This is a genomic window from Amycolatopsis kentuckyensis (assembly GCF_041679295.1).
GTDB lineage: Bacteria > Actinomycetota > Actinomycetes > Mycobacteriales > Pseudonocardiaceae > Amycolatopsis > Amycolatopsis kentuckyensis_A.
In genome coordinates this window covers 726,485-750,308 of record NZ_JBGDMD010000002.1, presented here as the reverse complement: position 1 = coordinate 750,308, position 23,824 = coordinate 726,485, and the positions used below count along the sequence as shown (strand labels likewise).

Sequence of the window (23,824 nt, the reverse complement as noted above, 5' to 3'; positions counted from 1 at the left end):
CTCCGCGGCCACACCGCTCCACCGCCAGTCGCTCCGCAGCCCCGCGGCCACGCCGCTCCACCGCCAGTCGCCCCGCCGCCCCGCCGCCGGTCGCCGACGTCTTGAATGACTCATTCAGGTCTTCGGAGGTCCTGAATGAGTCATTCAAGACCTCTCACGAGGCCGGAACGGGAAGCCGGCCGGCCGCCGACCGGCGCCGCTAGGCCCCCAGCCGGACCGTCAACTCCCGCTTCACCAGCACCTCGGCCGACGTCCCGTGCGCCGCCGCCGACCCCAGCCGCAGGCTCTCGCCCCGGTACCCCGCCGACTCCAGCCTCAGGACCTTCGTCCCCGGTGCCGGGCGTGGGTGGCACCAGTGGCGCACCACCCCGGTGCCTTCCGGGTCCTTCCGCAGGATCAGGTACTCGTGGCCCAGGTCGTCGGTCACCCGGCCGAGGCCGTTCCACCACAGCGCCCGCAGGGTGAGGGCCTCGCCGTCGCCCAGCAGCTCCACCGGTGGGTCCGCCCGGACGTCGACCCGGAAGCCGCCGTCGCCCACCCGCAGCGACCGGGCCTCGAGGAACCCCGACCCGCGGCCGTCGAACGCCACGGCCTCGCCGGCCGTCTCCGCCCGCGGCAGCAGCGCCGCCACCGTCAGCTCCGCCGCGAACCGGCCGTCGGCCGCGTCCGGCACCAGCGGCTCGCCCCGCAGCGAGCCGGCCAGCAACCGGGCGCCCGTCGCCGAGGCCCAGCCCAGCGCCGCCGCCCGCAGGCCCGGTTCCGCCCGGACCCGCGAAAACCCCGCACCACGCCCGCTGAAGCGGGCCGCCCGCACCAGCCGCGCCGCCTCCGGGGCGTCCGAGCCGAACAGGCCCGTCATCGCCCGGTCGAGCGCCCGCGCCTGCGCGGCCAGCACCGCCCGCGCCACCGCACCCGGCTGCGCCGCGGCCAGCTCCGCCGGCGGACAAGACCGCAACGCCCGCGCCAGCACCCGCAGCTCCGGGGCGGGCGGCGAGCGCAACGCCGCACCGGGAGCGAGCCGGCGCAACGCGCCCACCGTGTTCTCCACGGGCACCACAAGCGAGCCCACCGCACGCCCTCCTGGTCGCCGCACCCCCGTCCGTCATTCTCCCCGGCCCGAAGCGAAGACGGAACGTAAGAAGGGGCAGCCCCGAGCGCCACCCGATCGGGCAACGCCGGTCCCGGGGGTTATCCCCGTGTCGCCGCTCACGCGGGGCTGGCACCCTGGGACCATGCCAGCCCCGACCCAGCCGCCGCGTGTCCGCCGACCCTGGTCGACGTCCGGCTGGCTGCTGCTGGTCCTGCTGGTCGTCTTCGCCTTCGGCCTGATCGCCTCGCGCCCGCCGGCTCCGCCGGACCAGGGCCCGCCCACCGGCGACGTCCTGGCCGCGCAGAACGCCATCGAGGCGCTCGTCCACCCCGGCCCGCACCCCGACGCGCTCGCGCGGCTGCCGAAGGACTTCACCGCGCTCAGCGGCGTCACCCCCGGCGCGCTGCCGGCCCGCGACGGCACCGTCCGCGCCGTGCACACCGACGGCGGCTGCTCGACGCCGTGGGGCGACGACAACACGAAGTGGGACTACGCCGTGCCGTGCAAGGCGCACGACCTCGGCTACGACCTGCTGCGCTACGCCGACCGCAAGGGCCACCCGCTCGGCCCCGAAGTCCGCGAAGCGCTCGACAACCAGCTCTCCCACGACATGCACCACGCCTGCGACCTGAACCCGATGAACTCGGCGGGCACCTGCCGGGTCGTCGCGACGCTCTACTCGGCGGGCCTGGTCGTCAACTCGTGGCACCAGCGCTGGGGCCCGCCGGTCGGCGACCCGATCGGCCCGATGGTCGCCGGCGTGCTCGTGATCGCCTGCCTGCTGGTGTTCCGGCTGCGCGGCTGGCTGCGGGCCCGGCGCGAGCCGCGGGTCCCGGCGCCCGCCGCCGTCCCCGCCGAAGTCAGCCGGTGGGCGCTGCTCGGCGCGGGCGGGGTCGTCCTGCTGCTCGTCGGCGAGTCGGTGACGGCGCTCGCGCACTGGGCCGGCGCGCCCGAGGCGTCGCTGTGGCCGCTGACCTGGCTCGCCCAGCTCGCCCCGCTGATCTTCTTCGCCGGCGGCCACGCCAACGCGGCCGGCTGGCGCGCCGAACAGGACCACGGCGGCGGCTACCGCCACTTCCTGGCCGAACGCGCGAGCCCGCTGCTGCGGCCGGCGCTGATCTTCGCCGTCGTCGCCCTCCTGACGCCGCTCGCGCTCGAACTGCTCGGCATCCCGGCCGGCACGACGGCGACGGTCATGCGGATCGCACTGCACCCGCTGTGGCTGCTCGGCGTCTACCTGCTGACGATCGTCTGCGCGCCGCCGCTGCTGGCCCTGCACCGCCGGGCCCCGGTGAGCGCGGCGGCCGGGCTGCTCGCGGTCGTCGTCGCCGGGGAAGCGACCGCGAACTGGATCGGCTCGCCCCTGCCCCGCTTCGCGGCGACGTTCGCCCTCGCGCTCCTCGCCCAGCAACTCGCCTTCGCGCACGCCGACGGCGTACGCCCGTCGCGACGCCTGCTCGCCGCGGCCGCCGCCACCGGGGTCGCGGGCCTCGCCGTGGCGAGTGTCCTGCGGGCCGGGCCACCCGTCCTGCTCGGCAGCCCGGGCGCCCCGGCCGCGTTGTCGGCCCCGCCGTGGGGCGTGCTGCTGCTCGGCCTGGTCCAGCTCGGCGTGCTCGGGCTCGTGGCCGGCCCGCTGACCCGGCTCGGCGACCGGCCCCGCGTCGCCGCCGCGTGCCGGTTCGTCCTGCGCGCGCCGATGAGCCTCTACCTGGCGTTCCTCGCCGGGATGCTGCTGCTGGTCGCGGTCGTCTACCTGCCCGGCCGGATCGCCGACGGGCTGAGCTGGCTGGTCCGGCCGCGCACGCTGGTCGCGGTCGGGCTGCTCGCGGTGCCCGCGACCCTGGTGTTCTGGTGGTTCGAGCGGCACGCCCACGGCGTCCGGCGGCCCCGCGCGGCCGAGCTCCCCGGCCGCCGGACGGTCGTCCTGACCCGGGCCGCGGCGGCGTTCGGCATCGGTTACGCGACGCTCGGCGTGTTCGGCTTCGCGCTGACCCGCTTCGGCGGGGTGGCCGCCGACGCCGACCTGCTGGGCCTGCGGCTGGACCCGATCCAGAGCCTCGTGCACCTGCTGCTCGGGGTGTTCCTGCTGCACACGATCCGGCTCGGGGCGGGCGCGGCGACCGGGACCTGGCTCACCACCGCGCTCGCCTGCGCGCCCTCGCTGCTGTTCGCCGACGGCAGCGGCACGTCCGAACTCCTCGGCGTCACGCTCCACGCGGGGACCGCCGGGTTCGCCCTGCTCGCGGCCGCGGGCACCTTGCTGCCGGCCCGGCGGGCGGCGAATGTGCCGTCCTGACCAGGCGTAACCCGTACGGATGCGGGAAACTGGGTGGTGCGTGCCACATTCACAGGGGGATGTGTAACGCTACGGCAACCAGGTGAGGGCACCATGCGTCCCAACCCCAGGACCACCGATCGAAGCAGTGAGGAGTCGCCCGCGTGGATCACCCGCCTCGGAACGGGCAAGGCGACCGCCGCCCCGCCCGGCCCTGGCAGGACGAGCCAGGCCGGCGCGGCACCCCGCCGCCCCGCCGCCCCGCACCCCGCCGTGAACCGGTGGACGCGCGCCGCGGCGCTCCGCCGGCCCGCCGGCCCCAGCCGAAACCCGCCCCGCGCGCCCGCCGCAACTCCTTCCGCGGCGCGAAGATCGCGCTGGCCGTCGTGTCACTGCTGGTGATGGGCCTGACCGGGTACGCGTGGGCCGCCATGCAGGGCCTGGTGAACGGGCTGAACTACGCGAACGTGATCAGCGACGGCGGTGGCGGCGACAAGCCCGCCGACGGCGCCCGCGACATCCTGCTGGTCGGCCTGGACAGCCGCACCGACGCCCAGGGCAACCCGCTCTCGCGCGAGGTGCTCGACGAGCTGCGGGCCGGCGACTCCGACGGCGAGCTCAACACCGACTCGCTGATCTTCGTGCACATCCCGAACGACGGCAGCAAGGCCGTCGCGATCTCGCTGCCCCGCGACACCTACGTCGACATCCCCGGCGGCTTCGGCAAGCACAAGATCAACTCCGCCTACGCCCGCGCGATGCTGTCGGCCCGCAAGGACCTGCAGAAGCAGGGCGTCACCGACCCGAAGGAACTCGACGTCAAGGCCAACCAGGCCGGGGCGAAGGAGCTCATCGAGACCGTCGAGAAGCTCACCGGGTCGACCATCGACAACTACGCCGCGGTCAACCTGCTGGGCTTCAGCGACATCACCAAGGCCATCGGCGGCGTCGACGTCTGCCTCAACAACAACGTCAAGGACCAGTACTCCGGCGCGGACTTCACCAAGGGCCAGCACACGATCTCCGGCGTGCAGGCGCTGGAGTTCGTCCGGCAGCGCCACGGCCTGCCCAACGGCGACCTCGACCGGGTCGTCCGCCAGCAGGTGTTCATGGCGGGCATGGCCCGCAAGGTGCTCTCGGCGGGCACGCTGACCAACCCCTCGAAGCTGTCCGACCTGATCGACGCCATCAAGAAGTCGGTCGTGCTCAACCAGAACTGGGACATCTTCGGGTTCGCCCAGCAGATGAAGGGCCTGACCGGCGGCCAGCTCGAGTTCCGCACGATCCCGGTGAAGAACGTCGAGTACAAGACGCCCGAGGACGGCGTCGCCATCCAGGTCGACCCGGCCGAGGTGAAGCAGTTCGTGCAGGGTCTCGCCGGGCCGCAGCCGGGCGCGACGACGCCGCCGGCGGAGCAGGCCGACCCCGCGAACAAGGCGACCACGGTCGACGTGCGCAACGCCTCCGGCAAGACCGGCCTGGCCGCGAGCGTCGCCAAGACCTTGGAGACGAAGGGCTTCACCTCCGGCGACACGGCGAACGCGACCGCCCGCAAGACCACGGTGATCTGGGTGCCGAAGGGCGGCAAGGACAAGGGCCAGGCCGTCGCCGACGCCCTCGGCGGCTCGCCGACGATCCAAGAGGACAAGAGCGTCCAAACGGGACACGTGATGGTGTTCCTCGGCGCCGACTACGAGGGTACGAACTCCAATGCGAGCGCCGGGTCCGGTGCCGCCGCGGGCGCGACGTCGCAGGCCCCGGCGCCCCCGCCGGTCGCCGACGAGGACAAGCCGATCACCGCCGAAGGCGTCCCCTGCGTCAACTGAAAGACGGCCGGAAACCGCCTCTTCACAGGCTTTTCCGTAGTCTGCAAACTGCAATTTGCGTTCTGAGCTACCTGCTGTTAACCCGTTCGGCCTAACTCGCGCAATCGGTATCAAAGACATGCCCGGAATCGCGTAAGGGCCGGGCTCCTGCGCACTTACATACACGTGAGGGTGCACCTGCACGGGAAACTTGTCACCACCGTGCGGGTGCCGCGGGAGAGCACGGCAGGGGACATTGATGTGCTGATCGACGCTGAGGAGTATCAGCGGATTCTCGGAGACGAGCTCCGCAAGCTCAGGCGCAGCCGAGGCTGGACGCGCAAGGAGCTGAACCAGCACCTGCAGAGCGAGATTTCGCTGCAGACGCTGGCCACCTACGAACTGGGCACCAGACAGTGCTCCGTGGTGCGCCTGGTCGAGCTGTGCGTCGCGATGGACGAGCTGCCCCAGGACCTGCTGGCCAAGGTGCACCGCCGGGTGTTCGTCGACGAGCCCGGCCGGGTCCGCGTCGACCTGCGCAAGGTCGTCGCCGACGCCTCCGACGACCTGCTGCCGCTGCGCCGCTGGGCCGATGACCGGCTGCACCAGGCCGGCGAGCACGGCGCCGGCGAGATCGCGCTCGACCTGCCGGCCCTGGAGCGCATGGCCGAGCTGTGCGGGCTGCCGACCGTGGACCTGATCGCGCGCCTGCGCCGCTACGCCTCCCGCTGATCCCGCGGTCCCCCACCGGCCTCCTCCGCCGGTGGGGGACCGCGTCCGGGTCAGCCGACCAGGAAGTCCTCGCGCCGCACCTTGCGCGTGTCCAGCCAGTACCGCCAGGTGAAGCCCGGCCAGATCGTCCGGTTGACGCCCTTCGCGTCCAGGTACCAGCTCTTGCAGCCGCCGCGCGTCCAGATGCCCTTCGCGAGCTTGCGCTGGATCGCGGCGTTGAACCGCTCCTGCGCCTCGGGCTTGGGCTCGATCGCCTTGCCGCGGGCCAGCCGCAGCGCCTCGGCGACGTAGGAGATCTGGGCCTCGATCATGAACACGACGGAGTTGTGCCCGAGGCCGGTGTTCGGGCCGAGGAGGAAGAACAGGTTCGGGAAGCCGGCGACGGTGATCCCGAGGTGCGTCCGCATCCCCTCGGTCGCCCACTCCTTGCCGAGGTTCCGCCCGTCGCGGCCGACGATCTCCAGGTCGTCGAAGGCGTCGGTGACGTGGAAGCCGGTGCCGTAGACGATGACGTCGGCCTCGTGCTCGACCCCGGCCGCGTCCACGACGCTGTGCTCGCGGACCTCGCGCACGCCGTCCGTCACGACGTCGACGTTGTCCCGGGCCAGCGCCGGGTAGTAGTCGTTGGAGATGAGCACGCGCTTGCAGCCCATGGTGTAGTCCGGGGTGACCTTGCGCCGCAGCGCCGGGTCGGCGATCGCGCGGTCGATGTTGCGCTTGGCCAGGCGCTGCCCGAGCTTCATCACCCACGACTGGCCGTTGAAGCCGATCGCGCGCGCTTCGAGCAGCCAGTAGAGCAGGTTCCGGTAGGCGCGCTGGGCCGGCGGGAACGCCTTGAACAGCGCGCGGGTGCGCCCGGACATCTCGCGGTCGGCCTTCGGCATGATCCACGGCGGGGTGCGCTGGAACAGCGTCAGCTCCTCGACCTCCGGCGCGATCTTCGGCACGAACTGCACCGCGCTGGCGCCGGTGCCGATCACGGCGACCTTCTTGCCCTTCAGGTCGACGTCGTGGCGCCACCGCGCGGAGTGGTAGGCCGGGCCCTCGAACTTCTCGATGCCGGGCAGCTCCGGGATCATCGGCAGGTGCAGGGCGCCGACCCCGGCGACCAGGGCGTCCCCCACGAACTCGTCGCCGCCCCTCGTGGCGACGTGCCAGCGGTTCTCGTCGGCGTCCCAGCGGGCCCCGGTCATCTCCTGGCCGAAGCGGACGAACCGGCGCAGGTCGTGCTTGTCGGCCACCTCGCGCATGTACCGCCAGATCTCCGGCTGCGGCGAGTACGCCCGCGACCAGCCCGGGTTCTGCTCGAAGGAGAACGAGTACATGTGCGACGGGATGTCGCAGGCGCACCCGGGGTAGCTGTTGTCCCGCCACGTGCCGCCGACGTCGTGCGCCTTTTCGAGGATGACGAAGTCGTCGCGCCCCTCCTTGCGCAGCTGGATCGCCATGCCGAGACCGGAGAACCCGGTCCCGACGATGACGACCCCGGTCTCCGTGCGGTTGCCCATCGCGCCTCCCGGTTGCCCTGTTTCCTGTTACTCGTCGTCCAGCTTACTCAGAGTAGGTTACTACCGGTAGAGTCTCACCCGTGACCACCGCGAAGCGCAAGCGCATGCCCCGGGCCGAGCGGATGCGGCAGATGGTCGAAGTCGCCGAAGAGGTCTTTTCGGCACGCGGCTACGCGGCGGCGTCCATGGACGAGATCGCCGAACTGGTCGGCGTCTCCAAGCCGATGCTCTACGAGTACTTCAACTCGAAGGAAGGCCTCCTCCTGGCCTGCATCCGCGAGTCGCGCTCGGTCCTGCGCGAGGTCACCGAGCAAGCGACCGTCGGCGCGGCCACCGCCGAGGACGCCCTGCGCCGCGGCCTGCTGGCCTTCTTCGTCTTCATCCGCGAGCGACGCCAGGCGTGGTCGCTCCTGCGGCACGAGATGGCCCTGATCGGCACGCCGGCCGCCGACGAGGTCGAAGAGACCCGCCGCCAGCAGACCGACCTCATCGCCGCCCTGATGAGCGGCCACTTCGACAGCGGCGACGACCTGCGAGCCGAAGCAGCCGCGGAATTCGTGGTCGGAGCCTGCGAACGGCTCGCGATCTGGTGCGAACGACACGACGAAGTGAGCCCCGAAACGGCCACCGAATACGCCATGGACGTGCTGTGGAGCGGCCTCCAGCACCGTGCACGGTAGGATGCAAGTGCATTAGGCCATTCGGTCGTTACTCAGCGCTGTCGTGTCGTGTGACACAGAGTTGCTCTACGGTGTCGAGGACACGGTAGAAAGTGTGCTGGACTTTTCACAGCCGAGAGGGGGCGCCGATACCGCGTCATGGGAATGCGGTGGCGGCGTCACGGTTGTGTAAAGCATGGTGGCGGAGAAGAGGGGCGTGAGGCAGATGGTGGAAGCGATCACGGCGACGTACGTCCAAGACGACGCCGACTGGGCAATCACGGTCAGCGGCCTGGGCAAAGAGCTCACCGCACGAGCACCCGGCATCATCGCCGCGCGCGACCGAGCCGACCAACTCGTCGAGGAACTCGGCGGCGACGGCAAGACCACCGTCGTCCACCTCCTCAACGGCAGCGCCTTCGAGTTCACCCAGGCCTACATGACAGCCCGGCTGACCCTCCCCAAACTGCCCCCGCTCGAGGTCCCGCCACCCGGCAGCGTCCCCAAGCAGCAGACCACCGAGAAGGCCGCGACCGACAACAAGCCGGCGCTGCCCCCGAGCAAACAACTCCCCAAAGCAGTCGAGGAAAGCAAGCCGGCAGCCGAGCCCGCCACCACCGCCGAGAAGACAGCGGAGCAGGCCCGCGCCTGACCCGCGCTACTTCAGCAGCTTGCGCACCAGCAAGACCAACACGAGGATCCCGCCACCGATCAACGGGTACTTCACCTTCGGGTTGTCCAGCTTCGCGCGCACCCCACGCTGCGCCGCATCCGCGAGCTTCTTCGGGTCCGCCTTGACGGTCAGCTGATCAAGCGTCGCCGCCAAAGCGGTCCTGGCCTGCTCGATCTCACGCTCGATCGTCTCCGGATCGCGAGCCACATGTCCTCCTCGCCACAACAACTACCCCACCCAACTTAGACGACCGCCCCGCAACCACCACACCGGCCACGCCGCACGCTACGCTGCCAACTGCAACGGGCCCGTAGCCCAATTGGCAGAGGCACATGGTTTAGGTCCATGCCAGTGAGAGTTCGAGTCTCTCCGGGCCCACGCATTCCGCTTCCTTGCTCGGCGCTTCGCTGCCTGCGCCGGGCTTCATTTCGTCGTGTCCTCTGGGGGTGCAACCCCCAGACCCCGCCCGGCGGGCTTCGCCCCCGGACCCCCTCCCCGGGGCTTCGCCCCGGACCCCTTCTCCGGGGCTTCGCCCCTGGCCCCCGCTTCGCTTGCGGGGTCAGCTTTGTGTTCCTGGCTGCCAGTTCTCTTCGGCGTACGCCTTCGCTGTGCGGGGCCTTCTTCCCGTCAGGTGCTCGAAGTCCTTCGTTGTCGGGGTGAAGACTCCTGCCCTTACCAGCTTGAACAGGTGCAGCATGTGGTTTATCCAGGCCTCCGGGCGTCCTGATTTTGCGAAGTGCTCCCGGTGCTGCTCCGGTGTTGCGTCCACGTGGTGGATCGGGCGGTCCGATGTCTTCGCCAGCAGCTCCGCCATCTCTCCGAACGTCAGCTGGTCCGGGCCCGTGATCGTGTAGCCCCGCCCCTCGTGGCCCTCCTCCGTCAAGACCGTGACCGCCGCTTCTGCCAGGTCCCTTGTGTCCGTGAAGCCCACCCTGCTCGAGCCGCTTCCCGCGTACAGCTCGTTCCTCTCCCGCAACGCCCTTGCGAACACCCACTCGTCCTCGTCGAAGTTCTGCAAGAACCAGCTCGGGCGCAAGATCGTCCAGCTCCTGCCCGAACGCTCCGCCGCCAGCTCGACCGCTCGGCGCGGTGCCTCCTCTGGGGTCTTGTCGACGCCCACCGCCGACATCAGCACCACCCGGCTCACCGACCTCGCCTTCGCAAGGAACTTCTCGATGACTGCCGCCGCCTCGTCGTTGCTGTCCAGTCCCTTCAGGAACACCGACTCCGCGTCTCCGACCGCCGGCGCCCACGTTGCTTCGTCGTACCAGTCGAAGCGGACCGGGATTACCGAGCCCTTTGCTTTGCCGGGGTGGCGGCTTGCCGCTCGGACCGGTACTCCTGCCGCCGTCAAGGCCTCCACCACTCGTCTTCCGGCCTTGCCTGTTGCGCCTTCGATCCACACTGTCATTACTTCAAACTAAAGACCGTTGGCGAGACGGTGAATGGCTCAAACGCGCGTTGCGTTGTCTGATCGTCTTGCTACCTTGGAGCCATGGATGTGCTTGCCGATGTGCTTGGTGCCCTGCGGGCCGGTACTCCTGTTGCCGCTCATACCGAGGCGCATGCTCCCTGGGGGCTTCGCTTCGATCACACCACCGGTGCTTCCTTCCACGTTGTTCTGCAGGGCACCTCTTGGCTCACGCCGCTGCCCGGTTGTGCCGACTTCGAGCCCGTTGAACTCGGTCCCGGTGATGTTGTTCTGCTCGGGCGTGGTGTTCCGCACGCCATGGCCTCGGCGCCCGGTACTCCCCTGATCGACTTTCGGCCTGCTCGGCCCTCTGCCGCCACGCCCTTCGGGCGTGTTTCGCTACCTGGTCCTGGTGCTCGCGCCACCGTCGTCTGTGGTGCCTATCGGCTGCGTCGGCACCGGCCGCACCCTCTTCTGCGGGACCTGCCCGAGGTCGTGCACCTGCCTGCTGTGCCCGGTCGGCACCCCGGGTTGCGGGCGATGGTCCAGCTTCTCGGTGACGAGCTTGCCGCGCGTCCTCCCGGTGCCGCCGTTGTTGCTCCCTCGCTCGTCGATGCCCTGCTCGTCTACATGTTGCGGGCCTGGCTGCACGAGACCGCCGGTGCGGCCGGGTGGTCGGGTGCGCTCGCCGATCCCGTCACCGCGCGGGCGCTGGCCGCCATTCACGGCGATCCCGCTCGCGCCTGGACCGTCGAGCAGCTCGGTGCTGCCGCCGGGCTCTCGCGGGCCGCCTTCGCCCGGCGGTTCACCTCGCTGGTCGGCGAGCCGCCGCTCACCTATCTCACCCGGTGGCGGATGACCACCGCCGCGCAGCTGCTCCGCGAGTCCGATCGGCCGGTTGCGCAAGTTGCCGCGGCCGTCGGGTATGGGTCGGCTTTCGCCTTCTCCAAAGCCTTTCGGCGCGAGTACGCCACCACGCCCGGTGGCTACCGCAGTGCCGAGCTCAGCTGAGCTCGACCGCGATGTGCGGGTGGAGGGCCTTGAGGAAGTCGGGCGCGTCGAAGATCTCTCCTGCCGACGCGACTCCCGTCGCCGTTGTCCGTCCACTCAGGATCCGCTCCACCGCTTCCACCGCCAGCGGCGCGCTGACCGCGTAGATGTCCTCGCCTCGGGCGATCGCCCGGCGCTCCTCGCCTCCCGCGCGGACCAGCACCTCCACCACGAACGTCTCCGCCGTGTCGCGCTCGTTCGCTGCCGCCAGGCCGTTTGCCGCGTCGGTCGTCAGGTAGCTGGTGACGTCGGTGACCTTCAGGTGGCTCGGGATCGTCACGATGTCCGCCATCGAGAACTCGCCGAGCACCTGCTTGGTGCCCAGCGGCTCCGGGAACGTCCACTCCAGCGACGGCAGTGCGTCCTCGCGGTGCTCCAGGCGGCCACCCGCGAAACGGATGCGCTTGCCGCCACGACGTTCCCGGGACACCCGGCCCGCTTTGAGCGTGCCGGGCGTCGGGTGCCAGCCGCTCAGCCCGTACGCCACGTGGACCTCGTCGGCCGCCGGCCAGCCGCCCATCGCCGCCGTCGCCAGCAGGTCGGCCAAGCCGCCGAAGAACGCCATCGCGGGCACCACCACTGTGTCGACGGCCAGCGCGAACGTGTCGAGGTTGGCCTCGATCTCGGCCGCGACATCCACGTACGGCACGCCGGCGCGCGCCGCCGCCTCGATCAGCGGGCGCGCCGTCGCGGCGAACGGGCCGGCGCAGTTGAGCACCGCGGCGACACCCTCCAGCGCGCGGACGAGCGACGCCGGGTCGTCGACCGGCGCCGGCCGTCCGCCCGGGAGCTTCGCCGCGTCACGGCCGGAAAGGACCGGGGTGAAGCCGCGTTTGCGCAGCTCGGCCACCACGAATCGGCCGGTGTGTCCGTAAGCGCCGTAAACCAGTACCGAAGTCATGCGGCAATCCTCGCGGTCGTTTTCCGCTTGCGACAGTGTCCGGAACGCCGCGCTGCGTACACTTTCGGACATGCACGCTGTCGCGCTCGCCGCCACCGACGGGATGCTGTCGTTCGAGCTGACGATCGCGACCGAGGTGTTCGGCGACGACCCCCGGTACGACTTCGCCGTCTGCGGCTCGGCGCCGGTCCGCGTCGGCCGGTTCCTCCTGGAGCCCGACGCCGGCCTCGACCGGCTGGCGCGCGCGGGCACGGTGCTCGTGCCCGGCTGGGCGGACGTCGACGCCGACCCGCCCACCGACCTGGTCGAGGCCGTGCGGGCGGCCCACGCGGCGGGCGCGCGGGTGGCGTCCCTCTGCACGGGCGCGTTCGTGCTCGCCGCGGCCGGCCTGCTCGACGGCCTCCGCGCGACGACGCACTGGGCGCACACCGACGTCCTCGCCGCCCGCTTCCCGCGGGTGACGGTGGACCCGGACGTGCTGTACGTCGACAACGGCAGCGTGCTGACCTCGGCGGGCAAGGCGGCGGCGATGGACCTGTGCCTGCACCTGCTCCGCGCCGACCACGGCCCGGCGGCGGCCAACGCGGTCGCTCGCCGCCTGGTGGTGCCCCCGCACCGAGCGGGCGGCCAGGCCCAGTACGTGGCCACACCGGTCCCGCCCCGCGACGACCACCCCCTGGCGGCGCTCCTCCCGTGGATCACCGCGCGCCTCGACCGGCCGTTGACGGTGGAGGACCTGGCCCGCCAGGCGAAGGTGAGCACCCGCCACCTGACGCGCCACTTCCACGCGGCAACGGGCACGACACCGTTGCAGTGGCTGCTGACCCAGCGAATCCGGCGGGCGCAGGAGCTGCTGGAGAACACGGATTCACCGGTGGAGACGATCGCGGCCGCGGTCGGGATGGGCACGGCGACGACGTTGCGCCGGCACTTCAACCGGACGGTGGGCGTGCCCCCGGACACCTACCGGCGCACCTTCCGCGGTCAGTAGCGCACGTCGCTCTGCAACAGCGGCGGGTACACAGTGGACGGTTCGCCGTCGACCGTCGCGCCCGCGAACTGCAGCATCGCCCGCTGGGCGCCGTGCATCGGGGCCGGGTAGTCCAGCGTCGGCTTCGAAACCTCGTCCAGCCGGGCCAGGTGCGACGCCGACAACGTGACGTCCAGACCTGCCAGGTTGCCCGTCAGGTGCTCCAGCCGCCGCGCGCCGACGATCGGGACCACCGTGCCCGGCCGCGCCCGCAGCCACGCCAGGGAAACCGCCGCCGACGTCGTCTCCAGCTCCGAAGCGATCTCCGCGACGAGATCGATCACCGCGTACTCCGCTTCCGACGGGCCGCCCACGAACGCCGCGCGGGCGGAATCCGGTGCCGACGAGCCGCGCCGGTACTTGCCCGACAGGAAGCCGTTCTTCAGCGGGCTCCACGGCGTCAGCGCGATGCCCTGGTCCAGCGCGAACGGCGCCAGCTCCCCCTCCACCGTCCGCGCCAGCAGCGAGTACTCGACCTGCAGCGCGACCAGCGGCGTCCAGCCCCGCAGCAACGCCGTCGTCTGGGCCTGCGCCGTGACCCACGCCGGGGTGTTCGAGAAGCCGACGTAACGGATCTTGCCCGCGCGCACGAGGTCGTCGAGGGTCCGCAGCGTCTCCTCGATCGGCGTGTGCCGGTCCCAGTTGTGCAGCCAGTACAGGTCGAGGTGATCGGTCCGCAGCCGGCGCAGCGACTCGTCGAGCTGGGCGATGATCGACGCGCGCCCCGCGCCGCCGCCGTTGGGGTCGCCCGGGAACATGTTGCCGAAGAACTTCGACGCCAGCACCACCCGCGAGCGCAGGCCGGGGCGAGCCGCGAAGAAGTCGCCGAGGATCTTCTCCGAGTGGCCGTTCGTGTAGAAGTTGGCCGTGTCGACGAAGTTCCCGCCGAGGTCGAGGTAGGTCGCGAGGATCTTCTCGGACTCCTCGACGCTGCAGCCGGCGCCGCCGGGGTCCTCGCCGAAGGTCATCGCGCCGAGCGCGAACGGGCTGACGCGCAGCCCGGACCGGCCGAGGGTGACGTAGTGGTCGAGTGGCATGGAACTCTCCTCCGGTGTCGGATTGGCACCACCAGGAAACCGCGAACACCCAGTTCAGCGGTAGATCGTTCGACGCGGGCTCTTGCACGATCCGCGCAACCTGGATTGTCGTCGGCAAGCGGGCGTGCTTCCCTGGAGGAGTGCTGACCGAGCTCCGCGACCTCGTCGCCGCCCACGCGCGCGCCGACCTGCGCACGCCGATCCCGGGGCTGCTGCTGTCCGAAGTGGACACCAGCGAGCCGCACCACTCGCTGGCCGAGCCGCTCCTGGTGGTGCTGGCCCAGGGCGGCAAGCGCCTGCTGCTCGGCGAGCAGGTGCACACCTACCGCGCCGGGCAGTACCTGCTGGTCAGCACCGACCTGCCGGTGACCGGCCACTTCCTCGGCGCGACGCCGCAGACGCCGGCGCTGGGCGTCGGCCTGGCACTGCGGCCCGCGGCCATCGCCCCGCTGCTGCTCGAAGCCCCACCGGGCCGGTTCCCGCGCACGCCGCCGCCGTCGCCGATCGCGACCGGGGACGCGAGCCCCGAGCTGCTCGACGCCGTCGTCCGGCTGGTGCGGCTCGTCGGCCACCCCGCCGACGCGCCCGTGCTCGCCCCGCTGATCGAGCGCGAGATCCTCTGGCGGCTGCTGACCGGCCCGCACGGCGGCCTGGTCCGGCAGATCGGCCTGGCCGACAGCGGGCTCGCCCACGTCGGCCGCGCGATCCGGTGGATCCGCGAGAACTTCGCCGAGCCGATGCGGATCGACGAGCTCGCGCGGCTGAGCGGGCTGAGCCCGTCGGCGTTCCACCGGCACTTCCGCGCGGTCACGGCGATGAGCCCGCTGCAGTTCCAGAAGCGCATCCGCCTGCAGGAGGCTCGCTCGCTGCTGCTGGCCGACGCGGGTGACGTCGCCGGCGTCGGGCACCTCGTCGGCTACGACAGCCCGTCGCAGTTCAACCGCGAGTACCGCCGCCTCTTCGGCGCCCCGCCCGGCCAGGACGCCGCCCGGCTGCGCGCGGCGGCCGCCCCGGGGCCGCAGCTGCCGTGACGTCCGATCCGTTCAAGACCCGCGTCCGCGCCGGTGCCACGCTGAGCGCATGGCTGTGAACCTTTCCGCGGCGGCGTCGTTCATGGCGACGCACGCCCGGCTCCTCGACCGACGCCGCTTCGAACTGCTCCGCGGCGAAACCCACGCCGACGCCGTGCTGGCCGCCGTCGACGGCTACCGCAACCCCGACGGGGGCTACGGCTGGGGCCTCGAGCCCGACCTGCGAGCGCCGGAAAGCCAGCCCGGCGGCGCGCTGCACGCCTTCGAGGTCTTCGAAGAGCTCGGCCCGGACACCACCCCGCACGCCGCGCGGCTGTGCGACTGGCTGGCCTCGGTGTCGACCCCGGACGGCGGCCTGCCCTTCGCCCTGCCCGTGGCGGACCCGGCGGGCTGCGCGCCCTTCTGGGTCCAGGCCGACCCGAAGGAGGCGACGCTGCAGAGCACGGCGTTCGCCGCCGGTGTCGCCCTGCGCGTCGCCCGCCACGACCGCGCGGTGCGCGACCACCCGTGGCTCGCCGCGGCGACCGAATACTGCTTCCGCGAGATCCGCGCGCTTTCCGAAGCACCGCACGCGATCGCGCTGTCGTTCGCGGTGGGCGTGGTGGACGCGGCGCACGACTTCCACGCCGAGGCCGCCCCGCTGCTGGACCGGCTGGCCGCGTACGTCTCGCCCGACGGCTTGGTCCCGGTGGCCGGCGGTTCGGAGGGGGAAACCCTGCGCGCGCTGGACTTCGCGCCGCTGCCGGACCGCCCGGCCCGCGCGTTGTTCGCGGACTCCGTCGTCGAAGCGGAGCTGCGGCGGCTCGCCGAGCAGCAGCAGGACGACGGCGGCTGGCGCGTCGACTTCGCCAGTTATTCGCCCGCCGCCGAGCTCGAATGGCGCGGTTATGCGACTGTCCGGGCGGTGTCGATCCTGCAGCGCAACGGAGCCGTCTGAGCTTCTACACGAGCGGTGTCGAGCTTCACTCGGCCGTGGCACATCGAAGTTACCGGCGGTGACCGGTCACGTCCCTTATGGTGTGCCCGGCTGAACCCGTACTGTGACGGGACGCAGCTGCCTCGGAGGTGAAGCATGACGTCGCGCAACCCGTTGAGCTGGTTCGCCCGCTGGGCCGACTGGTTCGAGGAACGCGGCGTCTACGTGCCCGGCGAGGAGAGCCGCGCGGTGGACCCGGTCCGCGATTTCGGCTGGCTGATGGCCGCGTGGGTGGCCGGCGTGGCGATCTTCATCCTGCTGTTCGCGCTCGCGGTTTAAGTGGCATGTCGGTGGTGATTGTCACCACCCGTGCCGTTCCGGTCACGGATTGGCCACGGGGCGGCACCAGGTGCGCGACAACCCCCTGTGTTTCCTCGTAACCCCGCGCGATCACGGCCAGAGTGGAGCGGGTTCGCCCGGCACGCCCCGTTGCCGAACGGCACCCCCGACCCGCCGACTGGAGTACCCGCGATGGCGCTCGCGCGCACGTGCAAGATCATGTTCACCACAGGACTGCTTTCCCTGGCGGTGGCGTGCGGGGTCCCTTCGGCGCAGGACGGCACCGCGGCCCTCGGCGCGGGCTCGCCGGCGGGTGCGGGAGCGTCGGCATCGCAGGCGGGCAACGACCTCAAGTTCGGCGCCGACCACCGGTTCGCCAGCGGCCTCACCATCTCGGTCGGCTCGCCCAAGTCGTTCCAGCCCAGCGTCTCGGCGTACCCGCGCAGCCCCCGCGGCGCGGCGTTCGACGTCGAGCTGACGAACGACGGCGCGACGACGTACAAGCTCTCGGGCCTCACGGTCACCGCGACGTCGTCGGGCAGCCCGGTCAAGCAGGTCGTGGACACGACGCAGGGGTTCACCGGCATCGCGGACGCGGGCAAGGACGTGCTGCCGGGCCGTTCGGTGCACGTCACCCTGGCGTTCGCGGTCCCGCAGGAGCCGGCCCAGCTGCGCCTGCAGATCCGCCCGAGCGCGACGGAGCCCGCCGCAGTCACCTACTGCGGCCCGGCCTGACGCTACGCTCGGCGCATGACCGAGCGACTTTCCCCCGGCGACGAAGCCCCGGACTTCACCCTGCCCGACAGCGAGGGCAAGAGCGTTTCGCTGCGCGACTTCCGCGGCAAGTCCGTGGTGGTGTACTTCTACCCGGCGGCGAGCACCCCGGGCTGCACCAAGCAGGCGTGCGACTTCCGCGACAACCTCGCCGACCTGAACGACGCGGGCTACCAGGTCATCGGCATTTCCCCGGACACACAGGCGAAGCTGGCGAAGTTCGCGGCGAACGAGAGCCTGACGTTCCCGCTCCTGGGCGACCCGGAGAAATCGGTGATCGAAGCCTGGGGCGCGTACGGCGAGAAGAAGAACTACGGCAAGACGTATCTGGGCGTGATCCGTTCGACGTTCGTCGTCGATCCTGAGGGCAAGATCGCGAACGCGTTCTACAACGTCCGCGCGACCGGCCACGTGGCGAAGCTGATCCGGGACCTCGGCCTGGCTTCCTGACCGCGGTCAGCCCTCCGCGAGTTCCCGCAACGCCGGGAGCAGGGCCCGCAACGCCCTGCCCCGGTGGGAAACCGCGTCCTTCTCAGCCGGCTCCATCTCCGCCGACGTCCGCGACTCCCCATCAGGCACGAAAATCGGGTCGTACCCGAACCCGTTCACACCCCGCCGCGCACGAACCAGCGACCCGCGCCACTCGCCGCGGACCACCGTCTCCTCACCCGACACCAGCACCAAAGCCGCCGCGCACACGAACTGCGCCCCACGACGCTCGTCCGGTACGTCCCGCAGCTGCCCCAGCACCAGGTCCAAATTCGCGTCGTCGTCGCCGTGCCCACCCGACCACCGTGCCGACAACACGCCCGGCATGCCGTTCAACGCGTCGACCGCGATGCCCGAGTCGTCGGCGATCGCCGGCAACCCACACGCCGCCACCGCGTCGCGGGCCTTCGCCACCGCGTTGCCCTCGAAATCCGGTGCCGTCTCGGGTGCCTCGGGGAACGGCGGGACGTCCGCGAGCCCGATGACCTCCAGACCGGAGATCCCTTCCGCGGCAAGGATCCGCCGCAGCTCGCCGAGCTTCTTCTCGTTGCGCGTCGCCAGGAGCAGCTTCGTCACTTCGAGCCCCTCTTCTTGTCCGGACGCGGCTCCGGCAGCTCACCCGGGTAGGGCAGCGCCAGCGCCTCGTTCTGCAGCCGGGTCAGCTCAGCGCAACCCGCGAGCGCCACGTCCAGCATCGTGTCCAAAGTGGACCGCGCGAACGTCGCGCCCTCGCCGGTGCCCTGGACCTCGATCAGCGTGCCCGCGTCCGTCGCCACCACGTTCATGTCGACCTCGGCGCGCGAGTCCTCTTCGTACGGCAGGTCGAGCCGGACCCGGCCGTCGACCACGCCGACGCTCACCGCCGCCACCGAGGACGACAGCGGCTGCGGGTCGTTGAGCCGGTTCGCCGCGCCCAGCCACGTGATCGCGTCCGCCAGCGCCACGTAGCCGCCGGTCACCGCGGCCGTGCGGGTGCCGCCGTCCGCCTGGATGACGTCGCAGTCGATGACGATCGTGTTCTCGCCCAGCGCCGCCAGGTCGATGCAGGCCCGCAGCGACCGGCCGATCAGCCGCGAGATCTCGTGCGTGCGCCCGCCGATGCGGCCCTTGACCGACTCGCGGTCGCCGCGCGTGTTGGTCGCCGACGGCAGCATCGCGTACTCCGCCGTCACCCAGCCGAGGCCGGAGCCGGCCCGCCAGCGCGGCACGCCTTCGGTGACGCTCGCCGCGCACAGCACGCGCGTGTTGCCGAATTCGATCAGGACCGACCCCGCCGGCCACTGCTGGAACCCCCGGGTGATCTTGATGTCCCGGAGCTGGTCGTCGTTCCTGCCATCTTTGCGAGCCACGGAGAGCACTCTAGGACCGGCCGCTCAGACGTCGTATACGGCACCCTGCTTGACGACCTCGGCGCCGGGGAACTCCGCCGAGGCCTCGGCCAGGACCGCGCCGGCGTCCGTCCACGGCGCGATGTGCGTCAGCAGCAGCCGCCCGACCGCGGCGTCGCGCGCCAGCTCGCCGGCCTGCTTGCCCGACAGGTGCACCCCGGCGGGCCGCTCCGCCGAATCCGTCCAGGACGCTTCGGCGAGCAGCAGGTCGACGCCGTCGGCGAGCTCGTTCAGCGCCCGGCACGGCCCGGTGTCGCCGGTGAACGCCAGGATCCGGCCGCCGTAGGAGATCCGCAGGCCGTAGGCCGGGGTCGGGTGGTCGACCTCGACCGCGACGACCTCGAACGGCCCGATCCGGAACGGCTCCGGCCGCAGCGGGTGGAAGGCGTAGACGTCGGAGAGGTCCGTGACCGCCCGCTCGGTCTCGTTGGGCGCGTACGCGTTCGCCAGCCGGACCGGCGCGTCTGGCGGCGCGTACAGCGGCAGCAGGCGCGGGCGCGCCGGGTACGGCGGCGCCGGGTGGTAGCGCCGCAGGACGGTGAGTGCGCTGACGTCGGCGCAGTGGTCGGGGTGCAGGTGCGTGAGCACCAGGGCGTCGAGGTCGAACGGGTCGGCCACGGCCTGCAGCTGCGCGAGCGTGCCGTTGCCGAGTTCGAGGCCGAGCAGGAAGCCCTCGGCCTCGACCAGATAGCCGGACGCCGCGGTGTTCGGCCCGGGGATGCTGCCGGAGCACCCGAGGATGGTCAGTCGCACGTCGACACCCTAAGCGCCTTCAGGCCTGATCATGCGGTGGTGGGAGCGAGGACACCCGGGGCGAACCCCATGAACCGCGCGGCGAGCCGGGTGAACGGCTCCGCCGAGCCGGTGGCCAGGAACTCGTGCCGCGGCGGGGTCTCCCGGGTCGTCAGCAGGTCCCGCTCGGTGAGCACGCGGACGACGTCCTTGGCCGTCTCGTCCGCGCTCGACACGAGGGTGACCTCCTGGCCCATCACGATCTGCAGCACGCCCTGCAGGAGCGGGTAGTGCGTGCAGCCGAGCACGAGCGTGTCGACCTGGGCGTCGAGCAGCGGCTGGAGGTAGCCCTGCGCGAGCCCGAGCACCTGGCGGCCGGAGGTGATGCCGCGCTCGACGAAGTCGACGAAGCGCGGGCAGGCGACGCTGGTGAGCGTGACGTCCGGAGCGGCGGCGAACGCGTCCTCGTAGGCGCGCGACCGCACCGTGCCTTCGGTGCCGATCACGCCGACCCGGCCGGTGTGCGTCGCCACGACGGCGCGGCGCGCGGCCGGGAGGACCACCTCGATCACCGGCACGTCGTAGCGCTCGCGAGCGTCGCGCAGGCAGGCCGCCGACGCCGTGTTGCACGCGATGACCAGCGCCTTCACGCCGCTCTCGACGATCTCGTCGAGCGCCTCGAGCGCGTAGCTGCGCGCGGTGGCGATGGGGAGCGGCCCGTACGGGTTGCGCGCCGTGTCACCGACGTACCGGAGCTGCTCGGCGGGTAGCTGCTCGAGGAGCGCCCTCGCCACCGTCAGCCCGCCGACACCGGAATCGAACACGCCGATCGGGGCATCAGCGGGCGAAGAGGTCACCCTTCGAGGTTACCCGCCGCCGCCGGGACGTCCTTGCGCGACCGGCGGCTCGTCAGCCACGCCGCGAGGACGCCGGCCAGCGCGCCGAAGACGTGCCCCTGCCAGGAAACGCCGGGGTTGCCCGGCAGCAGGCCGGCGAGCATGCCGCTCCACACGCCGAGCAGGACGACGGCGACCAGGATCTGCCCGGCCGCGCGGTTGAAGATGCCGCGCACCAGCAGGTAGGCGAGCCAGCCGAAGGCCAGCCCGGACGCGCCGACGGTGACCGCGTTCGCCGGCCCGATCAGCCACACGCCGAGCCCGGACACCACCCAGATGATGGCTGTGACCAGGGCGAACCGGCCGATCCCGGCGGCCATGGCGAGGAAGGAGAACAGGAGCACCGGCACGGTGTTCGCGAACAGGTGCGACCAGCCGGCGTGCAGCAGCGGCGCGAAGAGCACGCCGTCGAGGCCGGACAGCGCCCGCGAGTGGATGCCGCCTTGGTCCAGGTCGCCGGGGATGATCACATCGGCCAGCTCGACCAGGTAGAGGAGCAGGGTGAACGAGAGCGCGACGAGCGCGGCCGCCTTGGGCTTCGGCGGCAGCACGCGCTTGGCGGCGTCGGTTTCCGGGGCGGGGTTCAAAGTGCTCACGTGATCGACGGTACGTCGGTCCGAGCGGGTCCACCTCGGGTGAAATCCCTGATCCGAGCTTTTTGTCGGTCCCTACCGTTAGCGTCTGCGGCATGGGGAACTTCGACGTGAACGGGTACCTGGACCGGCTCGGCCTGGAGGCGGAGCCGCCGAGTGTGGGCGCGCTGCGGCGGCTGCACGCGGCGCAGGTCGAGCGCGTGCCTTACGAGGCACTGGAGATCCAGCTCGGGCGGCCGACGCCGCTGGAGCCGTCGGCGTCGCTGGCACGGATCCTGCGTGGTCGCGGCGGGTACTGCTACCACCTGAACGGCGCTTTCTCGGCGTTGCTGCGCGAGCTCGGTTACCAGGTCACGCGCCACCTCGGCGGGGTGCAGGGCGGCCCGGGCGACGCGCCGAACGTCGACCGCAACCACCTGGCGCTGACCGTCTCCGGCCTGCCGGACGACCCGGGCACGACGTGGCTGGTGGACGCGGGGCTGGGTGACGGCATCCACGAGCCGCTCCCCCTACGGGAAGGCACGTACACCCAAGGCCCGCACACCTACCGGCTGCGGCCTTCGGAGGCGGCGCCGGGCGGCTGGCGGTTCGACCACGACCCGTCGGGCAGCTTCGCCGGCTTCGACTTCGCGCCGGGCGCGGCGGAGATGGCCGACTTCGCGGAAAAGCACGCGTGGCTCTCGACCGCGCCGGAGTCCGGGTTCGTCCGGGTCTGCGTGCTGCAGCGCCGGGACGCGGCGGGCGTCGACACCCTGCGGGCGCGGACCCTGAACCGCCACGGCGCCAAGGAGCTCGTCGAGTCCCCCGAGGACTGGTGGGCGGCCGCGGCGGACGTCTTCGGCGTCACCCCGGACCTGTTCACCGACGCGGAGCGCGAGCGGCTCTGGCGGCAAGTCGTGGCGCAGCACGAAGCCCACACGGGAGGGCCGGTGGTCAGCGTGTGACCGGGGACGGCGGCAGCGGCGTCCGGCCCAGCGCGAAGCCGACGGCGGCGTCGGCGTGCAGGTGGGTGGTCGGGAACGTCGGCACGGGCGAGTCGGCCGGGCCGACGAGCAACTCGATCTCGGTGCAGCCGTAGATCACGCCCTCGGCACCCGCCTCGACGAGCCGCGCGATCACGCCGCGGTAGGCCTCGCGCGACTCCGGCTTCACCACGCCGAGCACGAGTTCGTCGTAGATGACGCGGTGGACGAGGTCGCGGTCGTCCTCGGCGGGCACGAGGACGTCGAGGCCGTGCGCGGCGAGCCGGTCGCGGTAGAAGGGCTGCCCCATGGTGAACCCGGTGCCGAGCAGCCCGACGCGCCGGATCCCGGCGGCCCGGATGGCCGCGGCGGTGGCGTCGCCGAGGTGCAGCAGCGGGATGCCGAGGCCGTCGGTGAGCCGGTCGGCGACCAGGTGCATGGTGTTGGTGCAGAGGACGACGAAGTCCGCCCCGGCGGCCTCCAGCGCGCGAGCGGCCCGGTTCAGCTCGGCACCGGCGTCGTCCCAGCGTCCCTCCGCCTGCATCCGCTCGATGGCGGCGAAGTCGACGGAGTAGAGCACGGTGTGCGCGGAGTGGAAGCCGCCGAGCGCGGTCTTCACCCGTTCGTTGACGAGCCGGTAGTACTCGATCGACGATTCCCAGCTCATCCCGCCCAGCAGCCCGATGACCTTCATGATGGTCAGCATGCCCGAACTGCGCACGGCCTTCGCCGGGGTGTCGAACGTCCTGGTCACCGACGGCACGTCGGCCGTCCTGGTCGACGGCTTCTTCTCGCGGCCGTCACTGGTGAAGATGGCGACGCGGGTGGCGCCCGACCGCGGCCGCATCGACGACGCCCTCCGGCGCCTCGGGGTTACGCAGCTGGACGCCGTCCTGGTCGCGCACTCCCACGTCGACCACGTCCTCGACGCGCCGGTCGTGGCCGAGCTGACCGGCGCCACGCTGGCCGGCTCGCCCTCGACCCGGAAGGTGCAGGAGGGCTACGGCCTGGCCGCCGAGCCCTTCGAAGAGCTGGTGCCGGGCAAGCCCGTCGAGTTCGGCGCCTTCACCGTGACGCCGGTCGACGCCGTGCACAGCCACGGTGACCGGGTGCCCGGCGAGATCACCGAGCCGGTCCGGGTGCCGGCCAAGGCGAAAGCGTTCAAGACCGGCCGCTGCTACTCGTTCCACGTCGCGCACGCGGCGGGCAGCGTCCAGGTCCACGCGTCGGCGAACTTCGTGCCCGGTGCGCTCGCCGGCTACTCCGCGGACGTCGTCTACCTGGGCATCGGCGCGGCGGGGAAGCAGCCTGAGGGGTGGCGGGAGCAGTACTGGCGCGAGACGGTCGGCGCGCTCGGACCGCGCAAGGTCCGCCCGATCCACTGGGACGCCTTCTGGCGCCCGCTGTCCAAGCCGCTGAAGCTGCTGCCGAAGCTGTTCGACGACCTGGGGGCGACGATGGCGACCTTCGAGCGGCTGGCCGAGGCCGACGGCGTCGACCTCGCCCTGCCCGAGCTGTGGAAGGCCGAGTGAC

26 protein-coding genes and 1 tRNA gene are annotated in these 23,824 nt (G+C 71.8%); 15 read left to right on the top strand and 12 right to left on the bottom strand.

The features are described 5' to 3' along the window. Positions 1–199: 199 nt before the first annotated feature. Positions 200–1,069, bottom strand: a complete 870-nt coding sequence (locus tag ACERZO_RS09750; RefSeq protein ID WP_372664202.1) for a hypothetical protein — start codon at positions 1,067–1,069, stop codon at positions 200–202. Positions 1,070–1,232: 163 nt separating this feature from the next. Here ACERZO_RS09750 and ACERZO_RS09745 point away from each other — a divergent pair, with 163 nt between their 5' ends. From ACERZO_RS09745 to ACERZO_RS09735, 3 genes are all read left to right on the top strand, one after another. Further along, complete coding sequence (locus tag ACERZO_RS09745; RefSeq protein ID WP_372664201.1) at positions 1,233–3,386, top strand: phospholipase A2; 2,154 nt, start codon at positions 1,233–1,235, stop codon at positions 3,384–3,386. Positions 3,387–3,529: 143 nt separating this feature from the next. Beyond that, a complete protein-coding gene (locus ACERZO_RS09740; RefSeq protein ID WP_444843217.1) occupies positions 3,530–5,191 on the top strand; it encodes an LCP family protein in 1,662 nt (553 codons plus the stop codon). Positions 5,192–5,431: 240 nt separating this feature from the next. After that, a complete protein-coding gene (locus tag ACERZO_RS09735; protein WP_372664200.1) occupies positions 5,432–5,902 on the top strand; it encodes a helix-turn-helix domain-containing protein in 471 nt (156 codons plus the stop codon). Positions 5,903–5,952: 50 nt separating this feature from the next. Here the strand turns inward: ACERZO_RS09735 and ACERZO_RS09730 are convergent, their stop codons facing one another. Continuing rightward, the gene (locus ACERZO_RS09730; protein ID WP_372664199.1) at positions 5,953–7,410 is read right to left on the bottom strand and encodes a flavin-containing monooxygenase; all 1,458 of its coding nucleotides are present in this window, start codon (positions 7,408–7,410) and stop codon (positions 5,953–5,955) included. Between the two features lie 122 nt (positions 7,411–7,532). On the opposite strand from ACERZO_RS09730, the gene ACERZO_RS09725 reads away from it, so the two are divergent. Both ACERZO_RS09725 and ACERZO_RS09720 read left to right on the top strand, forming a co-directional pair. After that, entirely contained in the window at positions 7,533–8,090 is a 558-nt protein-coding gene (locus ACERZO_RS09725; RefSeq protein ID WP_372664600.1) for a TetR/AcrR family transcriptional regulator, read from the top strand. Positions 8,091–8,295: 205 nt separating this feature from the next. Further along, a complete protein-coding gene (locus ACERZO_RS09720) occupies positions 8,296–8,721 on the top strand; it encodes a hypothetical protein (protein WP_372664198.1) in 426 nt (141 codons plus the stop codon). A 6-nt stretch (positions 8,722–8,727) separates the two neighbouring features. Here ACERZO_RS09720 and ACERZO_RS09715 read toward each other — a convergent pair whose 3' ends face one another. After that, the gene (locus tag ACERZO_RS09715; protein WP_364452623.1) at positions 8,728–8,949 is read right to left on the bottom strand and encodes a DUF3618 domain-containing protein; all 222 of its coding nucleotides are present in this window, start codon (positions 8,947–8,949) and stop codon (positions 8,728–8,730) included. A 97-nt stretch (positions 8,950–9,046) separates the two neighbouring features. Between ACERZO_RS09715 and ACERZO_RS09710 the strand changes: the two genes are divergently transcribed. Beyond that, positions 9,047–9,120, top strand: a tRNA-Leu gene (locus tag ACERZO_RS09710). A gap of 181 nt (positions 9,121–9,301) precedes the next feature. Here the strand turns inward: ACERZO_RS09710 and ACERZO_RS09705 are convergent. Then, on the bottom strand, positions 9,302–10,153 hold the full coding sequence (locus ACERZO_RS09705; protein ID WP_372664197.1) for an NAD(P)H-binding protein: 852 nt from the start codon (positions 10,151–10,153) through the stop codon (positions 9,302–9,304). An 84-nt stretch (positions 10,154–10,237) separates the two neighbouring features. Here ACERZO_RS09705 and ACERZO_RS09700 point away from each other — a divergent pair, with 84 nt between their 5' ends. After that, positions 10,238–11,164 carry an AraC family transcriptional regulator gene (locus ACERZO_RS09700; RefSeq protein ID WP_372664196.1) on the top strand — a complete coding sequence of 309 codons (927 nt, stop codon included), beginning with the start codon at positions 10,238–10,240 and terminating at the stop codon, positions 11,162–11,164. On the opposite strand, the gene ACERZO_RS09695 is transcribed toward ACERZO_RS09700, so the two are convergent. Then, complete coding sequence (locus tag ACERZO_RS09695; RefSeq protein WP_372664195.1) at positions 11,157–12,104, bottom strand: saccharopine dehydrogenase NADP-binding domain-containing protein; 948 nt, start codon at positions 12,102–12,104, stop codon at positions 11,157–11,159. The two genes, ACERZO_RS09700 and ACERZO_RS09695, sit on opposite strands and share 8 nt — an antisense overlap. A gap of 70 nt (positions 12,105–12,174) precedes the next feature. Between ACERZO_RS09695 and ACERZO_RS09690 the strand changes: the two genes are divergently transcribed. Then, positions 12,175–13,095 (top strand): helix-turn-helix domain-containing protein, encoded by a 921-nt coding sequence (locus tag ACERZO_RS09690; RefSeq protein WP_372664194.1) that lies wholly within the window; start codon positions 12,175–12,177, stop codon positions 13,093–13,095. Here ACERZO_RS09690 and ACERZO_RS09685 read toward each other — a convergent pair. Beyond that, positions 13,089–14,171 carry an aldo/keto reductase gene (locus tag ACERZO_RS09685; protein WP_372664193.1) on the bottom strand — a complete coding sequence of 361 codons (1,083 nt, stop codon included), beginning with the start codon at positions 14,169–14,171 and terminating at the stop codon, positions 13,089–13,091. The two genes, ACERZO_RS09690 and ACERZO_RS09685, sit on opposite strands and share 7 nt — an antisense overlap. 140 nt (positions 14,172–14,311) lie before the next feature. On the opposite strand from ACERZO_RS09685, the gene ACERZO_RS09680 reads away from it, so the two are divergent. The 5 genes from ACERZO_RS09680 to bcp all read left to right on the top strand — a co-directional run bounded on the left by ACERZO_RS09680 (position 14,312) and on the right by bcp (position 17,681). Beyond that, positions 14,312–15,202: an AraC family transcriptional regulator gene (locus tag ACERZO_RS09680; RefSeq protein WP_372664192.1), complete on the top strand. Its 891-nt coding sequence runs from the start codon at positions 14,312–14,314 to the stop codon at positions 15,200–15,202. A 49-nt stretch (positions 15,203–15,251) separates the two neighbouring features. After that, entirely contained in the window at positions 15,252–16,139 is an 888-nt protein-coding gene (locus tag ACERZO_RS09675; RefSeq protein ID WP_372664191.1) for a hypothetical protein, read from the top strand. Positions 16,140–16,274: 135 nt separating this feature from the next. Continuing rightward, positions 16,275–16,457, top strand: a complete 183-nt coding sequence (locus ACERZO_RS09670) for a hypothetical protein (RefSeq protein WP_372664190.1) — start codon at positions 16,275–16,277, stop codon at positions 16,455–16,457. Positions 16,458–16,649: 192 nt separating this feature from the next. Beyond that, positions 16,650–17,192, top strand: coding sequence for a hypothetical protein (locus ACERZO_RS09665; RefSeq protein WP_372664189.1), 543 nt, complete (start codon positions 16,650–16,652; stop codon positions 17,190–17,192). A gap of 15 nt (positions 17,193–17,207) precedes the next feature. After that, positions 17,208–17,681: a thioredoxin-dependent thiol peroxidase gene (bcp, locus tag ACERZO_RS09660; protein WP_372664188.1), complete on the top strand. Its 474-nt coding sequence runs from the start codon at positions 17,208–17,210 to the stop codon at positions 17,679–17,681. A gap of 6 nt (positions 17,682–17,687) precedes the next feature. On the opposite strand, the gene rdgB is transcribed toward bcp, so the two are convergent. From rdgB to ACERZO_RS09635, 5 genes are read right to left on the bottom strand one after another with little or no spacing between them, the layout of a single operon-like run. Continuing rightward, the gene (gene rdgB, locus ACERZO_RS09655; protein ID WP_372664187.1) at positions 17,688–18,296 is read right to left on the bottom strand and encodes an RdgB/HAM1 family non-canonical purine NTP pyrophosphatase; all 609 of its coding nucleotides are present in this window, start codon (positions 18,294–18,296) and stop codon (positions 17,688–17,690) included. Next, a complete protein-coding gene (gene rph / locus ACERZO_RS09650) occupies positions 18,293–19,069 on the bottom strand; it encodes a ribonuclease PH (RefSeq protein ID WP_372664186.1) in 777 nt (258 codons plus the stop codon). Before rph ends, rdgB begins: the two co-directional genes overlap by 4 nt. Before the next feature lie 24 nt (positions 19,070–19,093). Next, positions 19,094–19,861 (bottom strand): MBL fold metallo-hydrolase, encoded by a 768-nt coding sequence (locus ACERZO_RS09645; protein WP_372664185.1) that lies wholly within the window; start codon positions 19,859–19,861, stop codon positions 19,094–19,096. A 29-nt stretch (positions 19,862–19,890) separates the two neighbouring features. Beyond that, a complete protein-coding gene (gene murI / locus ACERZO_RS09640; protein WP_372664184.1) occupies positions 19,891–20,697 on the bottom strand; it encodes a glutamate racemase in 807 nt (268 codons plus the stop codon). Further along, entirely contained in the window at positions 20,694–21,332 is a 639-nt protein-coding gene (locus ACERZO_RS09635; RefSeq protein ID WP_372664183.1) for a rhomboid family intramembrane serine protease, read from the bottom strand. The genes murI and ACERZO_RS09635 overlap by 4 nt, the downstream gene beginning before the upstream one ends. Positions 21,333–21,424: 92 nt before the next feature. Here ACERZO_RS09635 and ACERZO_RS09630 point away from each other — a divergent pair, with 92 nt between their 5' ends. Beyond that, a complete protein-coding gene (locus ACERZO_RS09630; protein ID WP_372664182.1) occupies positions 21,425–22,273 on the top strand; it encodes an arylamine N-acetyltransferase family protein in 849 nt (282 codons plus the stop codon). Here ACERZO_RS09630 and ACERZO_RS09625 read toward each other — a convergent pair. Next, complete coding sequence (locus tag ACERZO_RS09625; protein WP_372664599.1) at positions 22,263–22,985, bottom strand: aspartate/glutamate racemase family protein; 723 nt, start codon at positions 22,983–22,985, stop codon at positions 22,263–22,265. The genes ACERZO_RS09630 and ACERZO_RS09625 overlap by 11 nt on opposite strands. A gap of 10 nt (positions 22,986–22,995) precedes the next feature. Here ACERZO_RS09625 and ACERZO_RS09620 point away from each other — a divergent pair, with 10 nt between their 5' ends. After that, positions 22,996–23,823: an MBL fold metallo-hydrolase gene (locus ACERZO_RS09620; RefSeq protein ID WP_372664181.1), complete on the top strand. Its 828-nt coding sequence runs from the start codon at positions 22,996–22,998 to the stop codon at positions 23,821–23,823. Position 23,824 lies beyond the last annotated feature (1 nt).

Excerpts from the sequence above, each read along its gene's own strand:
- ACERZO_RS09720 (WP_372664198.1), top strand. The coding sequence starts at position 8,296 with ATGGTGGAAGCGATCACGGCGACGTACGTCCAAGACGACGCCGACTGG.
- ACERZO_RS09690 (WP_372664194.1), top strand. The coding sequence starts at position 12,175 with ATGCACGCTGTCGCGCTCGCCGCCACCGACGGGATGCTGTCGTTCGAG.
- ACERZO_RS09745 (WP_372664201.1), top strand. The coding sequence starts at position 1,233 with ATGCCAGCCCCGACCCAGCCGCCGCGTGTCCGCCGACCCTGGTCGACG.
- ACERZO_RS09730 (WP_372664199.1), bottom strand. The coding sequence starts at position 7,410 with ATGGGCAACCGCACGGAGACCGGGGTCGTCATCGTCGGGACCGGGTTC.
- ACERZO_RS09700 (WP_372664196.1), top strand. The coding sequence starts at position 10,238 with ATGGATGTGCTTGCCGATGTGCTTGGTGCCCTGCGGGCCGGTACTCCT.
- ACERZO_RS09665 (WP_372664189.1), top strand. The coding sequence starts at position 16,650 with ATGGCGCTCGCGCGCACGTGCAAGATCATGTTCACCACAGGACTGCTT.
- ACERZO_RS09685 (WP_372664193.1), bottom strand. The coding sequence starts at position 14,171 with ATGCCACTCGACCACTACGTCACCCTCGGCCGGTCCGGGCTGCGCGTC.
- ACERZO_RS09725 (WP_372664600.1), top strand. The coding sequence starts at position 7,533 with ATGCGGCAGATGGTCGAAGTCGCCGAAGAGGTCTTTTCGGCACGCGGC.
- ACERZO_RS09670 (WP_372664190.1), top strand. The coding sequence starts at position 16,275 with ATGACGTCGCGCAACCCGTTGAGCTGGTTCGCCCGCTGGGCCGACTGG.
- ACERZO_RS09705 (WP_372664197.1), bottom strand. The coding sequence starts at position 10,153 with ATGACAGTGTGGATCGAAGGCGCAACAGGCAAGGCCGGAAGACGAGTG.
- ACERZO_RS09620 (WP_372664181.1), top strand. The coding sequence starts at position 22,996 with ATGCCCGAACTGCGCACGGCCTTCGCCGGGGTGTCGAACGTCCTGGTC.
- ACERZO_RS09695 (WP_372664195.1), bottom strand. The coding sequence starts at position 12,104 with ATGACTTCGGTACTGGTTTACGGCGCTTACGGACACACCGGCCGATTC.
- bcp (WP_372664188.1), top strand. The coding sequence starts at position 17,208 with ATGACCGAGCGACTTTCCCCCGGCGACGAAGCCCCGGACTTCACCCTG.
- ACERZO_RS09675 (WP_372664191.1), top strand. The coding sequence starts at position 15,252 with ATGGCTGTGAACCTTTCCGCGGCGGCGTCGTTCATGGCGACGCACGCC.
- ACERZO_RS09625 (WP_372664599.1), bottom strand. The coding sequence starts at position 22,985 with ATGAAGGTCATCGGGCTGCTGGGCGGGATGAGCTGGGAATCGTCGATC.
- ACERZO_RS09630 (WP_372664182.1), top strand. The coding sequence starts at position 21,425 with ATGGGGAACTTCGACGTGAACGGGTACCTGGACCGGCTCGGCCTGGAG.